Genomic DNA, 15,838 nt, shown 5'->3' with positions numbered 1-15,838 from the left:
GAAGAAAAAACAACGTTTTCATAATAAAATAAACCGCAAACCAGCCACAGGAGTCTCTTGATGAAAATCACCATGGTCAAAAAAATAATGGCGGACGGTAGCCCCTGCAAAAAATGCAGTGAAGTTCTGGAGCGACTACAAAGCTCCGGTCACCTTGAAAAAATTGACCAGGTACTGATTGCCAAGGAAGGTGAAACTTCGAGCGAGGGTGCACTTCTGGCCGATCACTACCAGGTAGACAAGGCCCCGTTTTTTGTCGTTGAGGAAGACGGTCAGGAACCGAGAGTCTACACCGTTTACTTCAAGCTGGTGAAGGAAGTGCTGAATCGGCAGGCTGCGTAATGCAGCCGCCACTTCAAAGGAAATAAAAGTCAGTGATCGGGTAGCTGAACACCAGAGAACAGTTCATCTACCTCGGCTTTGTTATGTCTTGAAATCGCTTCCTGCACAACCTCTTTCGTCAAATGTGGCGCAAAATGCTGGATGAAGTCATACATAAATCCGCGCAGGAAGGTCCCTCTTCTGAAACCAATCTTGGTGACACTGGGTTCAAACAGGTGATCCGCATTCAGGGGAACCAGGTCGGAATCCAGCTCTGGGTCATAGGCCATCTTCGCAACAATCCCCACACCCAGCTTTAATCTTACATAGGTTTTAATGACATCAGCATCGGTTGCCGTGAAGACAACTCTGGGCGACAAGCCTTCATTCATAAAAGCCTCATCCAGCTTGGAACGACCTGTAAAACCAAATACATAAGTCACCAAAGGATGTCGGGCAACATCCTGAAGTGTCAGTTCAGATATTTGTGCCAGCGGATGATCTTTCGGGACAAGCACACAGCGATTCCAGCGATAGCAGGGCATCATCACCAGATCGTTAAAGAGTTCGAGCGCTTCGGTCGCAATGGCAAAATCGACAACACCGTCAGCGGCCATCTCGGCAATCTGGATCGGAGCACCCTGATGCATGTGCAGGGACACATCTGGATACTGGGAAATAAAGTTATTGATGATGTCAGGCAGCGCGTAACGTGCCTGGGTATGAGTCGTAGCAATGGACAGAGAGCCTTTACGTTCATCACTGAACTCTTGTGCCACCTGTTTGATGCTTTCGACTTTTCTTAGAATTTCACCCGCAGTTTCTATAATTTTTTCACCAGCCGGGGTGATTCGGGTCAGATGTTTACCGCTGCGGGCAAACACCTCAACACCCAGTTCATCTTCAAGCAGACGAATCTGTTTGCTGATACCAGGTTGCGAGGTATATAAACTCTGCGCTGTGGCGGATACATTGAGATCATGGTGAGCGACCTCCCAGATATAGCGCAGTTGTTGCAGCTTCATTGATGGCCTCCGGTCGAGCTAACGTCTACCCATAGCGTGAAAAAATACAAGCACTCTTAGTTCATAGCGGCATAAGAGAATATCATTTAATTACTTCCAAGAATACAAGCCGGTCGCTACAGTTACCAGTGAATCATGCAGCTTTAATCATGATTTCAAACATCGCCTGAGCTACTTATAACTTTAGACCATATTTTATGGACACATTGCTCTACATTTCAGCGGGTGCCAGCGTGGGCTTTGCCGTTGGCTTAACCGGCATAGGAGGCGGGTCACTGATGACTCCGCTACTCCTTTTATTTGGATTTCCGGCTCACATAGCAATAGGTACAGACCTGTTGTATGCCGCCCTGACCAAAGTCAGTGGCGTCTGGGTTCATCATCGACAAAATAGTGTTAACTGGCGACTCGTCAAACTACTGTGTATGGGAAGTATCCCAGCGACTGTGGCTACTATATTCCTGTTGAAATATCTTTTCACTGGAAGCGATCATTATAGCCCGATACTTACTACCTGCCTTGGCTTTATGCTTACCTTAACAGCACTGGTGCTTATATTTAGCAACAAATTGAAAAAAATGCAGTTTTACAACAGAAAAGTGCTGTCTGGAAACAGACTGAAGTACTTTACCGTATTTATGGGGATGGTCCTGGGCGTTCTGGTCACCCTGTCATCTGTAGGAGCCGGGGCACTGGGAACAGCAATTCTCTTACTGATATACCCTGCACTGGTTTCTGTAAGAGTAGTCGGCACTGAATTGGCACATGCAGTACCACTAACCCTCGTTGCCGGGATAGGTCATACCTTGCTGGGCAATGTTGATTTTAACCTTCTGGGAGCGCTGATGATTGGTTCACTCCCAGCCATTTATCTGGGCACTAAAGTTGGCAAATACATGCCAGAGAACATAATGCGTATGATTCTGGCTACTATTCTGCTGGTGCTGGGTATTCGTTACCTAATGTAAACCAGCAAGATTTCACAATAGTAGCAACGACTTAAATTAAGCAAAATTATTATTCACAGGGTTGTAGCAGCCAAAGTTCTTGATTAGAGTGAATCACCGTCGCTGAACTCTGCAAGCCCGACTTATACATACCCGGGCGAGCAATCTAAGGCGCAAACCCGGAAGGGAGTAATAATCAAAGTTGAGAGCGCAACAAATGGCCGCATTACCGATTGAAAACCTGAACATTGAATCTCAGGACTTACTGATCACTCCAGAGCAGCTGAAAAAGGAAATTCCCCTGAGCGAAGCAGCTGAGCGAACCGTTTCCGAAGGCCGTGAAGTTATTCGCAATATTCTCGATGGCAAGGATCATCGTCTTTTTGTTGTGGTAGGCCCCTGCTCTATCCATGATGTTGATGCGGCCATGGATTATGCCGGACGTCTAAAGAAACTGGCAGATGAGCTTAGCGACACTCTCTATCTGGTCATGCGCGTCTATTTCGAAAAGCCACGCACCACTGTTGGCTGGAAAGGTCTGATTAACGACCCACACCTCAATGACACCTTCAAGATTGAAGAAGGTCTGCACACTGGCCGTCGCCTGCTGATGGATGTTGCCGAGCTTGGTATGCCTTCTGCCACCGAAGCTCTGGATCCTATCTCCCCACAATACCTGCAGGATCTGGTATCCTGGTCTGCTATTGGTGCCCGGACCACTGAATCCCAGACCCACCGTGAAATGGCCAGTGGTTTGTCTTCGGCTGTGGGTTTCAAAAACGGTACCGATGGTGGCTTGGAAGTAGCGATCAACGCTCTGAACTCAGTATCCAATCCTCATCGTTTTCTGGGTATTGATGGCTATGGACAGGTAGCTGTCACGCGTACCAAGGGGAACCAATATGGTCACATTGTTCTGCGCGGTGGTAACGGCAAGCCCAACTATGACTCTGTCAGCATAACTCTTTGCGAGCAGGAGCTTGAGAATGCCGGCATCAAGCCAAACGTTATGGTTGATTGCTCTCACGCTAACTCTAACAAAGACCCGGCGCTTCAGCCTTTGGTCATGGAAAACGTGACTAATCAGATTATCGAAGGCAACAAATCTGTTGTGGGCCTCATGATAGAAAGCAACATTGGCTGGGGTGCCCAGAAAGTGCCTGCAAACCTTGAAGACTTGAAATACGGTGTATCGATTACCGATGCCTGCATTGACTGGGAAACTACAGAGAAAAGCCTGCGTGATATGAGGGAGAAGTTAAAAAACCTACTTCCTGCAAGAATTGCAGAATAATTAACAGTCTGACACGGTCAGTTTATGACTGTGTCAGCATCCTTTAAAACAAATCGAATTGATGTCCTTGTGTGACCTCTTTAGTTCCAAGTATATCTATCTCTCTCTGTCAGACCAGATAATAGGTCCATTTGTGATTCTGGCACATCCACACAAACTTCATCGGGAAAACTGGAAGAAATCAACCGCTTTTTTGGCATATTACTGATTCTTCTAGCCAGGATAGCAGCACAAATCGGGCAAACTTCCGGCAGCAAGTGATTGGTCAGCACTTTATAGTGGTGCGCACCGTGTAACACTTCTGTACACAGTGTGCGGTCCGCGCGAGATTCAATATCAAGGTTGGCTTCTACCAAGTGTGTACACTGGGAGCCGCAAGATTGGATGATCTTGGCAACGAAGAAATTTGACAGTATGACTTGCTTATACCGTTTCACAGGTTCTTTATTTACTGGAAAAACCAGAAACACTACGAAAAAGGGCACATTATGATATACGTTTATGGCCAACTGTCATACACCCTAAAACCAACATAGGTAAAAATACAGCAAAAGGCTCTGCGCTTTTGTTATGAACTCTGGTTACAAGATCCAGGACCGAAATTGTCATCAAAGTCAATGGAAAGGCTTGTATTGTATCTTGTTGATAAACCAGATTTTGTTTCCCTCCGGCGTCCTGACCAGTACTTCATCGTCAACCTGCTTACCGATTAAAGCCCTGGCCATGGGTGAATCAACGGTTATGTGCCCTCGCTTGACGTCAATTTCATCAGACCCCACAATCCGGCATTGGAGCACTTCTCCTTCCTCATTCTCGACTTCCACCCAGGCACCAAAAAAAGCCTTGCCCTCCTGCTCAGGTGAATAATCCACCACTTTGATAACATCAAGCCGCCTGGTGAGAAAGCGAATTCTTCGATCAATTTCTCTCAGCAGTCTTTTCCCTTCCTTATACTCTGCATTCTCACTTCGGTCACCCAACGCCGCAGCTTCAGAAACTGCCTGAGTCACTTTCGGTCTCTTATGCCGCCAGAGGTCATGCAGCTCTTTTTCAAGCTTGTCTTTGCCTGCCTGTGTAATGAGATTTGACTTCATTTAATGCCAATCCAGTGAAATCCAGTTTTTTTATAGAAAAAAATGAGTTAACCCAACATCCTAATCAAAGATAGAAATCAATCAAGGCACTGTTTTAGCAATATCATCCAGCACAGTCATTTTATTTACATTTTCATCTATGGTGTGAATATTGATCAATCAAGGACGATTACCATGAAAGCCCTTCCTACACCCGGTCTAGCCCAACCAACCAATAAATTACCCACACTGGAAAAACAATATAAAGAAAGTTGGTTCTACGCATTTTTGCGAAATATCAAACTTGAAGAAGCTGCACCAAAAAAAAGGAACACAGGATACAGGAGCCAGCTATTTACCAAGCCTTGTTGAGGCAGATGGAAAAACATTCAAAGCCTATTCGGGATCACCCGCAGCACTGGTCTGCCCTAAGGCCTGAGAGTCCTTAAAACCATTTACAGACAAAATAAAACCCGTTTTGTAATGTCTGGTTTACATCCATAGCAAAAGTTTTGCCCACGGCTGTGTCAGTAAAGAATGTATTGTTGAAGATAATAACCAGATTAGATTCGATGGTTTTGACATGGCAACCGAACATCAGGACAGTGCTGCACTTCATGATAAATCCATGATGAACCGGGTAAAATACTTTTCTGAAACGATCTTTAACGTTCCTCATCCAGAACTTTTGCCACCAGAAGCTTTCTCCCACGAAAAGGTTATGAGACAGCTGGTGATATCTCGGCGCTGGGTGTCACTATGGCTTCTATGAGACAGCTGGTGATATCTCGGCGCTGGGTGTCACTATGGCTTCTATGGCTCATTGTATTGCTCCTGGAGAGTGCCAGAGCATTACTGATGGACACATAGTTGAGACCCTGCAAAACACCGGTAAGCTGAAGACTTCCAGAAAGGCCATCGTTGATTATGCCGAAACATTAAAAGATGCCTGTAATAAAACATTAGAAAGAGAGACTCGATCCGGGCATCGTTTCATGATTTTAGAACTCTTGCCTAAGCTACTGGAAGCCAATCCAGAGAAGAGATATACAGCCGGGCAAGCTCTGAACCATCGTTGTTTCAAAGAGGAATTAGACAACCCCATTACTGTCAGATAATTGCTTGATTGCCATACCCTCCCAGACAAATGTGGACTGATTAACACTCAGTCCCTCTTTTTTTTTATATGAGTTTCAAAGTTCGAACGAAGCCTCACTTCAATTAATAGCAATAAATATGATTGTATATTGTACATACATTGAAAAATGATGCTGATTCGCTATTTCTACCATTTTCCAGCGCAAAAAAAACCGGTTTATGGAAAGAATGGACTCGCTTATAGGAGTGCCATTAGTCTATAAACCGGCTCTTAAGACAGACAGCCTTTTACTTGAAGTAGGCATTCTCGGTAATGCTGTGATCTGTCACATCCCTGACGCCTTTCAACTCAGGAATTCGTTCAATCAGAGTTTTCTCGACACCGTCTTTCAAAGTCAGATCTACTGCACTGCAGCCCTGGCAACCACCACCAAACTGCAAAACAGCAACATCCTCATCAATCTCAACCAGAGAAACAACACCACCGTGAGAAGCCAGCCCCGGATTGATTTCGGTCTGTAGGAAATAGTTGATTTTCTCGTCCAGTGGACTGTCTTCACTGACTTGGGGCAATTTGGCATTCGGCGCTTTGATAGTCAGCTGGCCACCCAGTTTATCTTCGGAGAAATCAACAACAGCGTCTTCCAGGTACTGTTCACTTTTTCCTTCTACATGGCAATTGAAGTATTCCAGCTCAAGAATCAGATCTCCTTCCTTTTCCTCTCCGGGTTTGCAGTAGGCAAGGCAGGTTTCAGCATAAGGAGTACCGGGCTGGGTAACGAACAGGCGCACCCCAATACCCTCCACATTCTGTTTCTCCAACAGGGTGGCAAGGTACTTTTGTGCTGCTTCCGCAAATGTAATCTTCAACTCAAGAACCCTCTCAACATTCTGTCGACATTCTATGCCATTCAGCGTTATGTTGAAATCCCCAGTGGGCTAGTCAGGTATTAAAGACTTGTGCTTCAACGATGGCAGGTTACACCCCATTGCTGTACTTGTCTCTTTAGTGCTTCGTGAGCCCCCAGTCTTATGTGAAATTATACGATTGTTACCCTGTTCAAAAGCCTGTACCCTTCGCGCTCTTTTTCCAGGTTAAAGGGGAATTTTGCCTAAAAATAAGGGCCAATTAATTCCTTCGAACCTTTCGAACTTATCCCTTCCAGCATAAATTTCAGTAGAACGAGTCGCAGCCATGAGCTCATTAGATATAGAAAAACACTCCACTACTGTCCTGATGATACTGACAGTGTTTGCCATTGTTGGTCCAGTCTCTATCGATATCTATTCACCTTCTCTCCCGGCTATAACAGAATATTTTGGCAGTAACAGTGCTACAACCCAGTGGAGTATCGGTATTTTTATGCTGGGTTTTTCGATATCGATGCTCATAGTGGGCCCACTGGCTGACCGCCTGGGTCGTAAAAAGACCCTGATGCTGGGTTATACCCTCTACCTGCTTGCCACTGCTGCCACCCTGTTGACCAATCACATTGGTCTATTCATAGCTGCACGCTTTGCCCAGGCCGTATTTGGTTGCTTTGGTACTGCCGTTGCCCGAATTTTGGCCAAAGATTATTTCCGAGAGAAAATGGAAGTAAGGATGTTGTCCTATATCAGCGCCTGCCTGACACTGGTCCCTATGCTGGCTCCCATCGCAGGTGGATTTATTCAAGAATATGCAGGCTGGAAGTACAACATTCTGGCCATGGGCGCTATGGCCATTATTGCGATGATGAGCCTGCTATTTATCCCTGAAAAACATCAAATCCCCAGGCGCGTTGGCCACCCTATTCTCTCAGGCTATAAAGACGTATTAACTGACTGGCGCTATCTGCGGTTCACTATCGCTGCCGGCACAGCCTTCTCTGGCGCTTTTGTTTTTGTCGCCGGTGGTCCTTTTGTAATGATCAGCCAATTAGGCCTGGCTCCAAAATTTTATGGATTCCTTTTTGCGATAGCCATTGCGGGCTACCTTTTCAGTGCAACCTATGGCCCCAAATTGAATGACCGGTTAGGACGTGAGAAAAGCACTCGACTTGCCTGGATCACTCTGGCTGCAGGTGCAAACATTTCCTTTGCCACTGCCTGGTGGAGTCATGGCAGCTCTATTCCGGGTTATATGTTTGGTATGGTTGTCTTTGAGCTGGGACTGGGTCTCTTTATGCCCCTATGCCAGGCCAGAGCCACCGAACATATGATTAACAATGCAGGCACCGCTGCCGGACTGATCTTCTTCATAGAAATGCTACTGGCTACAATAGTCAGTGGTTTGGTGGGTTCACTGCCACAAATGGGAACAGTGACGCTTGCCAGTGTAACTCTGGTTGCCACCCTGGTTGCTGGGTTTTGCCTTCAAAACAATAGCCACGACAATATTCAGGCTTCAGCATAAGCATCCCGATTTTCAAAACAGTAAAGGAGGAGCCGAGAGTCTTTAGCAATTCCGTCGCGAATGCCAGCTCCACCCTTGTCACAATAAATCATTAAATAAAGCAGTGATTTTTCCAGGCTTGATCACAATAAAATCGTTATCCGCAACATTCTGTTGTCGTTTGGCAAGCTGTAGATCTTCCGGCGGCTGCAACATCGGCTCGTTGGTGAGCATAAAGCTGCCCCAATGCATCGCCAGCGATAAGCGCGAGCCAACATCCTTATGAATGCGCACCGCCTCTTGTGGGTTAACGTGGATTTCTTTCATAAACCAGCGTGGTTCATAGGCCCCAATGGGCACCATGGCCATATCCATATAGCCAAAGTGATCACCAATAGCCTTAAAGTCTGAGCTGTAGCCAGTGTCTCCAGCAAAATAAAAGCGTTTACCCGGTTTCGCAAATACTGAAGGCGCTTCAAATACCCACCCACACCAGAGCGTTCGGTCAGGAAAGATGGAACGGCCACTAAAGTGTTGGCATGGCACTGCCGTGAACGTCCAGCCACGATGGGTATGCGATTCCCACCAATCCAGTTCAACCCAATTATCAATTCCCCGCCTGCTGAACCAATGGCCTAATCCGAGTGGCAACATAAATAACGGCGGGTTGTGTTTCTGCCTTTTCTGGATCGTCAACACAGATTGTCGATCCAGATGATCGAAGTGATCGTGGGAAATCAATATCACATCAACATGAGGTAGGGCATTAATATCTATCGCAGGAGGTGAATAACGCTTTGGCCCAGCCCACTGCACTGGCGATGCTCGTTCAGAAAAGTGAGGATCAGTAATAATATTCATGCCCTGATGACGAATCAAAAAAGTCGCATGACCAATCCAACTTGTCAGCGATTTATCCGAGTACTCAAAGACCGAATGATCATCTTCCACAATAGGAATCGAAACTTTTTCCGGTAATTTTTCAAATAACTTCCATTTTAAAATTTTCCATAACGAACGGTGATGCATTTGCATCTTGTCATTATTGCGAAAGCCACCGCTTGGGAGGTGATGTTTTTTAGAAAGGGTCACGGGTCTTCCTCATAATCAATCAGTCACATTGACGCAGTGCAGGCCCGCAAATAAATTTTGGTATCGCCGCACGGCCATAACTTTGTTTACTGACAATCTTTAACTCATCATCAAACACAAAATAATCCATACCCTCCCAGTGAAACGACCTACCAAAACGCAGCTTAATCAGTGAGGCAATAACCTTCTGGCTAAACGACATACCTGCCACTGGCAGCATATCATGCTGACCCTACAATCCAAAACTGGCTGTTTTATTGTCTTCATCAACCAACATACTTTTTTTCAATAAAGGTTAATTTTCCGTACATACCGCTAAACACTGATTTGATGGCGTTACGAACCTTCTGTTTACCTCGGGCAGTATGACCATTCATTTATCGGAATTCACACTCGTCAGCGAAATGCTCTGTAACCCGATCAAGACGCTGATTCGAAAACGCATCGTTGAAGGTGTTCAGTAAACTGCGTATATCATTCGCCATTTCTAAGTTGTCCATGCCATCCATTCAGCCCATAGGGTTTATCAAATACCACCCACCAGGTAAAGGTACTTGGCTGGCGCACGCGAAAGTGTTCACGGGTCACTTTGACAGGCTCAGGTTGGTATTCTCTACCCATTAAAATAACAGTAAAAAATGGGAAAAATATCATGAATAATGCAGTGATCACGGATAACTGCAATGGTGTTGGTTTCGCTGCGGCACAGCACTTCTGTAATGGGGATTATCGTGTGTTAGTGATTGCCATGACACCGAAAAAGCTGGGGTAGGGTCACGCCCTTTTATCAGGCAGGTGCAATGGGTAAACAATGATCGCTGATATTAAGCCTCAGCAATTTTACCCTTATTCAAGCTGCCACTGCAGGTATTAACAACAAATGCCCACAATTGAAGAACTGGCCCTGATGACGGATTCATGAGTGGCCATCCCCGGTCTTACCCGGAGGCGCAAAACCCGCGTCATTTATTCAACCAAAGTAAGCGAAAATTCACTATATTGGCACGATTTTAGGCTATTGACTGTTTAAGCTCGCCAATATTTTATTCGATCGTGGTATGGGATTGAACGTCGTTATGCCGACAACGGTATCATAGTCGACCTTGCATTTTACTTACTTTTTCTATGAATATGTGTGATTTGAAGTACACACTCTGTGGCGCATTTCTGATACCATCGCTCTCCTGAAAATACCTACAAGCAGCCGTGAACCGTCAAACTGAAACCTTGACGGCCTGTTTCATGGCAATAGAGAGAACTGGCCCGGAATCTGTACCCATGCCTAACAGTCAAGAAAGAGCACACTTTCCAAGAGCAAACCTTCTTAAAGAGCAATTGGAGAAACGGATTCTGATCCTTGACGGTGCCATGGGCACCATGATTCAAGGCTATAAGCTGGATGAAGAAGATTACCGTGGAGAACGTTTTGCTGATCACAGCTGTGACCTCAAGGGCAATAATGACCTTCTCTCTCTGACACGCCCTGAGATCATCAAGGAGATTTACCAGTCTTACCTGGATGCCGGAGCTGACATTCTGGAAACCAATACCTTTAACGCTACAACCATTGCCATGGCTGACTACGAGATGGAACATCTGGTCCCGGAGATCAACCGGGAGTCAGCCCGTATAGCCAGAGAAGTGGCTGATGTAGCCACTGCTCAAAACCCTGATAAGCCCCGTTTTGTAGCAGGGGTGCTAGGCCCAACGAACAGAACCGCTTCCATTTCGCCTGACGTCAACAACCCGGGCTATCGCAATACCAGCTTTGAAGCATTGGCTATGGCCTACAAAGAAGCAGCCCTTGCCCTGATAGAGGGGGGGTCCGATATTATTCTGATCGAAACCATTTTCGATACGCTCAATGCCAAAGCCGCTATCTTTGCTGTAAAAGAACTGTTCGACGAACTGGGCTATGAACTGCCCATCATGATTTCAGGCACCATTACCGATGCCTCTGGTCGTACCCTTTCCGGCCAGACCACAGAAGCTTTCTGGAACTCTATTCAACACGCCAATCCTATTTCTGTAGGCCTGAACTGTGCACTGGGTGCCAGTGAGCTGCGTCCGTACCTGGAAGAATTGTCCAACATTGCCAACACTTTTATCAGTGCACACCCTAATGCTGGCCTGCCTAATGCGTTTGGAGAGTACGATCAAACTCCGGATGAAATGGCAGACATTGTTGCCGAATTTGCTGAATCTGGCCTGGTGAACATTATTGGTGGTTGCTGCGGCAGTACTCCGGCTCATATCAAGGCAATTGCTGATAGAATGACGTCTATCGAAAGACGACAGATCCCAGAAATTCCTGTCGCCTGTCGGCTCAGCGGTCTTGAACCCTTCAATATTTTTGCAGACTCGCTGTTTGTCAACGTGGGTGAGCGTTGTAATGTAACCGGCTCTGCCCGCTTCAAACGCCTGATTATTGAAGAAGATTACGACACAGCTCTGGACGTTGGTCGTCAGCAGGTTGAAAACGGAGCCCAGGTCATCGACATCAACATGGATGAAGGGATGCTGGATGCCAAAAAGGCTATCACTACTTTCCTGAATCTGGTGGCCTCTGAGCCGGACATCTCCAAAGTGCCGGTCATGGTGGACTCATCTAAATGGGATGTCATCGAAGCCGGTCTGCAATGCATTCAGGGTAAAGGCATTGTTAACTCCATCAGCCTGAAAGAAGGCGAAGAGGCTTTCCGCCATCAGGCAAGGCTATGTCGTAATTACGGTGCTGCTGTTGTGGTGATGGCTTTTGACGAGACCGGTCAGGCTGACACCGAAGCCCGCAAAATAGAAATCTGTAAGCGTTCTTACGACATTCTGGTTAATGAAGTGGGCTTCCCGCCCCAGGACATTATTTTTGACCCGAATATCTTTGCTGTGGCTACCGGTATTGATGAGCACAACAATTATGCGGTGGACTTCATCAATGCGACTCGCTACATCAGGAAAAACCTGCCCCATGCCATGATCTCTGGCGGCGTTAGTAACGTTTCCTTCTCGTTCCGGGGTAACAACCCGGTCAGGGAAGCGATTCATGCTGTCTTCCTGTATCACGCCATCAAAGGTGGCCTGACTATGGGTATTGTCAATGCCGGACAGCTGGAAATTTACGAGGAAATCCCCAAAGAGCTGCGTGAACGGGTTGAAGATGTCATTCTCAACCGCAATAACGAAGCCACAGAAGCCTTGCTGGCCATTGCAGAGGACTATCGCGGTGGCGGCACCGGCCAGAAAAAAGTAGAAGATCTTTCCTGGCGTGAGCAGGATGTCAACAAGCGTCTTGAACATGCTCTCGTGAAAGGGATAACCACCTACATTGTTGAAGACACCGAAGAAGCTCGTCAACAGGCAGATCGCCCCATTCATGTCATCGAAGGTCCATTAATGGAGGGCATGAATGTAGTCGGCGATCTGTTTGGAGCCGGTAAAATGTTTCTACCCCAGGTCGTCAAAAGTGCCCGGGTTATGAAACAGGCCGTTGCCCACCTGATTCCTTTCATTGAAGAAGAGAAAGACGGCGACGTTCAGTCCAACGGCAAGATACTAATGGCTACCGTTAAAGGCGATGTACACGACATTGGCAAAAATATTGTTGGTGTTGTGCTGGCCTGTAATAACTTCGAGGTCATCGATCTTGGTGTTATGGTGCCCTGCGAAAAAATCCTGCAGGTAGCCAGAGAAGAAAACGTGGACATCATTGGCCTCAGCGGTTTGATCACACCGTCTCTCGACGAAATGGTACATGTCGCCAGTGAGATGCAACGCCAGGACATCCACTTGCCCCTGTTAATCGGCGGTGCAACCACTTCCAGAGCTCATACAGCGGTTAAGATAGAGCCACAGTTTCAGAATGATATAGCGCTTTATGTGACCGATGCATCCCGCAGTGTCGGCATTGCGACTCGACTGATGAGTAAACAATTAAAACCGGCACTGATCGAGGAAACGCGTGCCGAGTACGAAAAAATTCGGGTACGCCACGAGAAGCGCAGTAATAAGCGACAACTACTGACTTATCAGGAAGCCGTTGATAATCGTTTTGATGCAGGCTGGAACAACTATCAACCTCCAGTTCCAACCTTCACAGGTGTAAAAGTCTTTGAAGATTACCCACTGGAAAAACTGGTGGATTACATCGACTGGACACCTTTTTTCATCACCTGGGATCTGGCGGGAAAATATCCGAATATTCTGGAAGATGAAATTGTCGGTGAAGCAGCCACCAACCTTTACAATGATGCCAGGGCCATGTTGAAAGATCTTGTTGAGAACAAGAAGATGGGTGCTCGTGCAGCTATTGGCTTCTGGCCGACGTTCCAGGTAAACAACGATGACCTTGAGGTTTATAGCGACGAAAGTCGCTCTGAAGTCAAAGTCATGCTTCATCATCTTCGTCAACAGAACCCGAGACCGGATGATAAGCCAAACTACTGCCTGTCAGACTTTGTGGCGCCAAAAGCCACTGGCCTGAAAGACTATGTGGGTGGTTTTATCACTACGGCGGGGATTGGTGCAGATGAATTGGCCAAAACCTATGAAGACAAGGGTGATGACTACAACAGTATCATGGTAAAAGCGCTTGCTGATCGTCTGGCAGAAGCCTTTGCCGAGCATATGCACGAAAAAGTTCGCAAGAAATTCTGGTGCTACGCTCCACATGAAGCCTTGAGTAATGAAGAACTGATTAAGGAAAAGTACACCGGCATCCGCCCTGCCCCCGGCTACCCAGCCTGTCCGGACCATACAGAAAAAACAGCACTGTTTGAGCTGCTCAATGGAGAGGTAAATACCGGAGTCAACCTGACAGAACACTTTGCCATGATGCCTGCTGCCAGTGTCAGTGGATGGTACTTCTCTCACCCGGAATCCAAATACTTTGGTCTGGGTAAGATCGCCAGGGACCAGCTCGCTTCTTACGCTGAGCGAAAAGGCATAAGTCTGGAAGAAGCCGAACGCTGGTTGCGCCCAAACCTTGAATAAGTCAGGGCTTATTGAATCAGGCAGGAATAGATCTCTGCTACCAAAGATCTGTTCCTGCCACTGAAATGTTTAATACATTGAACCGCTTTTCCAGCAAGTCTTCAGCACGGGAATATTCTCATTAGAACCCAGCCTGGGATCTCTGCTGCAAGATAAAAAGCATTCAGTTCTGGCGTGACACAGGCACTTCTAAACACATACAATCTAACAGAAACATCTAAAAAGCCTGAGGTTTGCTTGAAACAGCGCGTAACTACCATACTGAAATTGAGCACCCCTATCATCATAGCGATGCTGTCTCAAAGCCTCTTGAATCTTGTCGACGCTGCCCTGGTTGGGCCCTTGGGAAAAGAAGCACTTGCTGCGGTAGGTGCCGCCAGTTACGCAAACTTTGTCGCACTCTCCCTTGTTGCAGGACTCTCCGCCGGTGTACAAGCTCAGGTAGCTCGCAGATTAGGTGCTGGCCATAGCCTTCACTGTGCGACACCCGTCAACCATGGCATCATCATCGCACTATACTTTGCCCTACCTGTCAGTCTCATCTTGATGGTGTTAGCCCCCTGGATATTGCAAATTTTTAACCAGGGTGAACTAGTGCATGACACTGCCGTTAGCTATTTTCGCATTCGCGTCATGTCTCTGACTGCCGCCGCTCTTTGCCTGTCTTTTAGAGGTTACTGGAATGGCACTGGCAGACCTTCAGGGTTTCTGCGCATTCTGGTCATCTCCCACCTCTTCAATGCGCTGGTAAGTTTCTGCCTTATCTACGGCATAGGTCCATTACCAGCAATGGGTGTGGCCGGTGCGGCGCTTGGCACTTTCCTGGCTATGTACCTCGCCGCCATGCTGAATATGTTCAGCCTTATGGGGATCGCCAGAGAACAGGGATTCATGGACTTCAGATTTTTAATAAAGCGTGACTTCAGGCAGACCATTCGACTGATTCGACTGGCTGTTCCGGACTCTCTGCAACAGTTGCTGTTCTCTTTTGGCTTTATGGTGCTGTTTGCTATCATTGCCCGGATGGGTACCGGTGAGCTGGCCGTAGCTCATGTTCTTATGAATATTTCCCTGCTATTAATTTTACCGGGTATGGGTATGGGTATGGCCGCTAATACTCTGGTGAGTCAGAGCCTGGGAGCCGGCAAACCCGATAAAGCCTGGCGCTGGGGCTGGGATATTGTCAAGGTGGCTGCCAGTGTGCTGCTGTTCCTGAGCCTTCCATTACTTATTGCTCCAGAGCTCCTGCTGAGCCTCTTTCTCCACCAGGAATCTCTTGTCGAAATGGGAAAAATTCCTCTTCAGCTGACCGGTATGAGCATCTTCCTTGATGCAGCCTCTCTGGTATTCACCCAAGCCCTTTTGGGTGCTGGTGCAAATCGCACTGTACTGGGCATAAGAGCCGCCGGACAGTGGTTAATCCTGCTGCCACTATGCTGGCTGGTTGGTCCTGTACTCGGGCTTGGACTGACTGCAGTCTGGCTGGTTCAGACGTTGCAGAGACTGATCAGCTCCATGGCTTTTGTCATGGTCTGGCAAACCCGCAAGTGGGAAAGAGTCACTGTTTAGCAGGTGAGTTGATAGCTTATGGTAGCTCTTTTCCCGCCATGACAGCATTCTGTCGTCAT

Annotated in this window: 14 protein-coding genes; 7 read left to right on the top strand and 7 right to left on the bottom strand. The window is 47.1% G+C overall.

Translation table 11 applies throughout. The features are described 5' to 3' along the window. The first annotated feature begins 60 nt into the window (after positions 1-60). Positions 61-342 (top strand): hypothetical protein, encoded by a 282-nt coding sequence (locus tag ACO6VG_RS18535; protein ID WP_422133671.1) that lies wholly within the window; start codon positions 61-63, stop codon positions 340-342. Positions 343-371: 29 nt separating this feature from the next. Here ACO6VG_RS18535 and cysB read toward each other — a convergent pair whose 3' ends face one another. Further along, complete coding sequence (gene cysB / locus ACO6VG_RS18530) at positions 372-1,346, bottom strand: HTH-type transcriptional regulator CysB (protein ID WP_422133670.1); 975 nt, start codon at positions 1,344-1,346, stop codon at positions 372-374. 197 nt (positions 1,347-1,543) lie between these two features. Here cysB and ACO6VG_RS18525 point away from each other — a divergent pair, with 197 nt between their 5' ends. Both ACO6VG_RS18525 and ACO6VG_RS18520 read left to right on the top strand, forming a co-directional pair. Beyond that, the gene (locus tag ACO6VG_RS18525; RefSeq protein WP_422133669.1) at positions 1,544-2,314 is read left to right on the top strand and encodes a sulfite exporter TauE/SafE family protein; all 771 of its coding nucleotides are present in this window, start codon (positions 1,544-1,546) and stop codon (positions 2,312-2,314) included. A gap of 196 nt (positions 2,315-2,510) precedes the next feature. Continuing rightward, complete coding sequence (locus ACO6VG_RS18520) at positions 2,511-3,587, top strand: 3-deoxy-7-phosphoheptulonate synthase (RefSeq protein WP_422137916.1); 1,077 nt, start codon at positions 2,511-2,513, stop codon at positions 3,585-3,587. An 80-nt stretch (positions 3,588-3,667) separates the two neighbouring features. Here ACO6VG_RS18520 and ACO6VG_RS18515 read toward each other — a convergent pair whose 3' ends face one another. Together ACO6VG_RS18515 and greB are read right to left on the bottom strand one after the other, a co-directional pair. Continuing rightward, positions 3,668-4,096, bottom strand: coding sequence for a hypothetical protein (locus tag ACO6VG_RS18515; protein WP_422475081.1), 429 nt, complete (start codon positions 4,094-4,096; stop codon positions 3,668-3,670). A gap of 105 nt (positions 4,097-4,201) precedes the next feature. Next, positions 4,202-4,681, bottom strand: coding sequence for a transcription elongation factor GreB (gene greB / locus ACO6VG_RS18510; RefSeq protein ID WP_422133666.1), 480 nt, complete (start codon positions 4,679-4,681; stop codon positions 4,202-4,204). 785 nt (positions 4,682-5,466) lie between these two features. On the opposite strand from greB, the gene ACO6VG_RS18505 reads away from it, so the two are divergent. Next, positions 5,467-5,778, top strand: a complete 312-nt coding sequence (locus tag ACO6VG_RS18505; RefSeq protein ID WP_422133665.1) for a hypothetical protein — start codon at positions 5,467-5,469, stop codon at positions 5,776-5,778. A 268-nt stretch (positions 5,779-6,046) separates the two neighbouring features. Here ACO6VG_RS18505 and nfuA read toward each other — a convergent pair whose 3' ends face one another. Then, positions 6,047-6,628 carry a Fe-S biogenesis protein NfuA gene (nfuA, locus tag ACO6VG_RS18500; RefSeq protein WP_422133664.1) on the bottom strand — a complete coding sequence of 194 codons (582 nt, stop codon included), beginning with the start codon at positions 6,626-6,628 and terminating at the stop codon, positions 6,047-6,049. 325 nt (positions 6,629-6,953) lie between these two features. Between nfuA and ACO6VG_RS18495 the strand changes: the two genes are divergently transcribed. Further along, on the top strand, positions 6,954-8,153 hold the full coding sequence (locus ACO6VG_RS18495) for a multidrug effflux MFS transporter (RefSeq protein WP_422133663.1): 1,200 nt from the start codon (positions 6,954-6,956) through the stop codon (positions 8,151-8,153). Between the two features lie 78 nt (positions 8,154-8,231). On the opposite strand, the gene ACO6VG_RS18490 is transcribed toward ACO6VG_RS18495, so the two are convergent. The 3 genes from ACO6VG_RS18490 to ACO6VG_RS18480 all read right to left on the bottom strand — a co-directional run bounded on the left by ACO6VG_RS18490 (position 8,232) and on the right by ACO6VG_RS18480 (position 9,724). Beyond that, positions 8,232-9,224: an MBL fold metallo-hydrolase gene (locus ACO6VG_RS18490; RefSeq protein ID WP_422133662.1), complete on the bottom strand. Its 993-nt coding sequence runs from the start codon at positions 9,222-9,224 to the stop codon at positions 8,232-8,234. A 19-nt stretch (positions 9,225-9,243) separates the two neighbouring features. Continuing rightward, positions 9,244-9,444 (bottom strand): hypothetical protein, encoded by a 201-nt coding sequence (locus ACO6VG_RS18485; RefSeq protein ID WP_422133661.1) that lies wholly within the window; start codon positions 9,442-9,444, stop codon positions 9,244-9,246. A 157-nt stretch (positions 9,445-9,601) separates the two neighbouring features. After that, positions 9,602-9,724: a hypothetical protein gene (locus ACO6VG_RS18480; protein ID WP_422137912.1), complete on the bottom strand. Its 123-nt coding sequence runs from the start codon at positions 9,722-9,724 to the stop codon at positions 9,602-9,604. A gap of 778 nt (positions 9,725-10,502) precedes the next feature. Here ACO6VG_RS18480 and metH point away from each other — a divergent pair. Both metH and ACO6VG_RS18470 read left to right on the top strand, forming a co-directional pair. Further along, a complete protein-coding gene (gene metH / locus ACO6VG_RS18475; protein ID WP_422475079.1) occupies positions 10,503-14,210 on the top strand; it encodes a methionine synthase in 3,708 nt (1,235 codons plus the stop codon). A gap of 237 nt (positions 14,211-14,447) precedes the next feature. Then, positions 14,448-15,779, top strand: a complete 1,332-nt coding sequence (locus tag ACO6VG_RS18470; RefSeq protein WP_422475077.1) for an MATE family efflux transporter — start codon at positions 14,448-14,450, stop codon at positions 15,777-15,779. The last annotated feature ends 59 nt before the right edge of the window (positions 15,780-15,838 follow it).

This window comes from Endozoicomonas sp. ALB032, from assembly GCF_049310125.1.
Taxonomy (GTDB): domain Bacteria; phylum Pseudomonadota; class Gammaproteobacteria; order Pseudomonadales; family Endozoicomonadaceae; genus Endozoicomonas_A.
This window is presented reverse-complemented; position numbering and strand designations above follow the sequence as displayed.

What these genes read in the sequence shown, in the direction of transcription:
- ACO6VG_RS18535 (WP_422133671.1), top strand. Translation starts at nt 61, where the DNA reads ATGAAAATCACCATGGTCAAAAAAATAATGGCGGACGGTAGCCCCTGC.
- ACO6VG_RS18520 (WP_422137916.1), top strand. Translation starts at nt 2,511, where the DNA reads ATGGCCGCATTACCGATTGAAAACCTGAACATTGAATCTCAGGACTTA.
- cysB (WP_422133670.1), bottom strand. Translation starts at nt 1,346, where the DNA reads ATGAAGCTGCAACAACTGCGCTATATCTGGGAGGTCGCTCACCATGAT.
- metH (WP_422475079.1), top strand. Translation starts at nt 10,503, where the DNA reads ATGCCTAACAGTCAAGAAAGAGCACACTTTCCAAGAGCAAACCTTCTT.
- greB (WP_422133666.1), bottom strand. Translation starts at nt 4,681, where the DNA reads ATGAAGTCAAATCTCATTACACAGGCAGGCAAAGACAAGCTTGAAAAA.
- ACO6VG_RS18505 (WP_422133665.1), top strand. Translation starts at nt 5,467, where the DNA reads ATGGCTTCTATGGCTCATTGTATTGCTCCTGGAGAGTGCCAGAGCATT.
- ACO6VG_RS18495 (WP_422133663.1), top strand. Translation starts at nt 6,954, where the DNA reads ATGAGCTCATTAGATATAGAAAAACACTCCACTACTGTCCTGATGATA.
- ACO6VG_RS18525 (WP_422133669.1), top strand. Translation starts at nt 1,544, where the DNA reads ATGGACACATTGCTCTACATTTCAGCGGGTGCCAGCGTGGGCTTTGCC.
- ACO6VG_RS18485 (WP_422133661.1), bottom strand. Translation starts at nt 9,444, where the DNA reads ATGCTGCCAGTGGCAGGTATGTCGTTTAGCCAGAAGGTTATTGCCTCA.
- ACO6VG_RS18480 (WP_422137912.1), bottom strand. Translation starts at nt 9,724, where the DNA reads ATGGACAACTTAGAAATGGCGAATGATATACGCAGTTTACTGAACACC.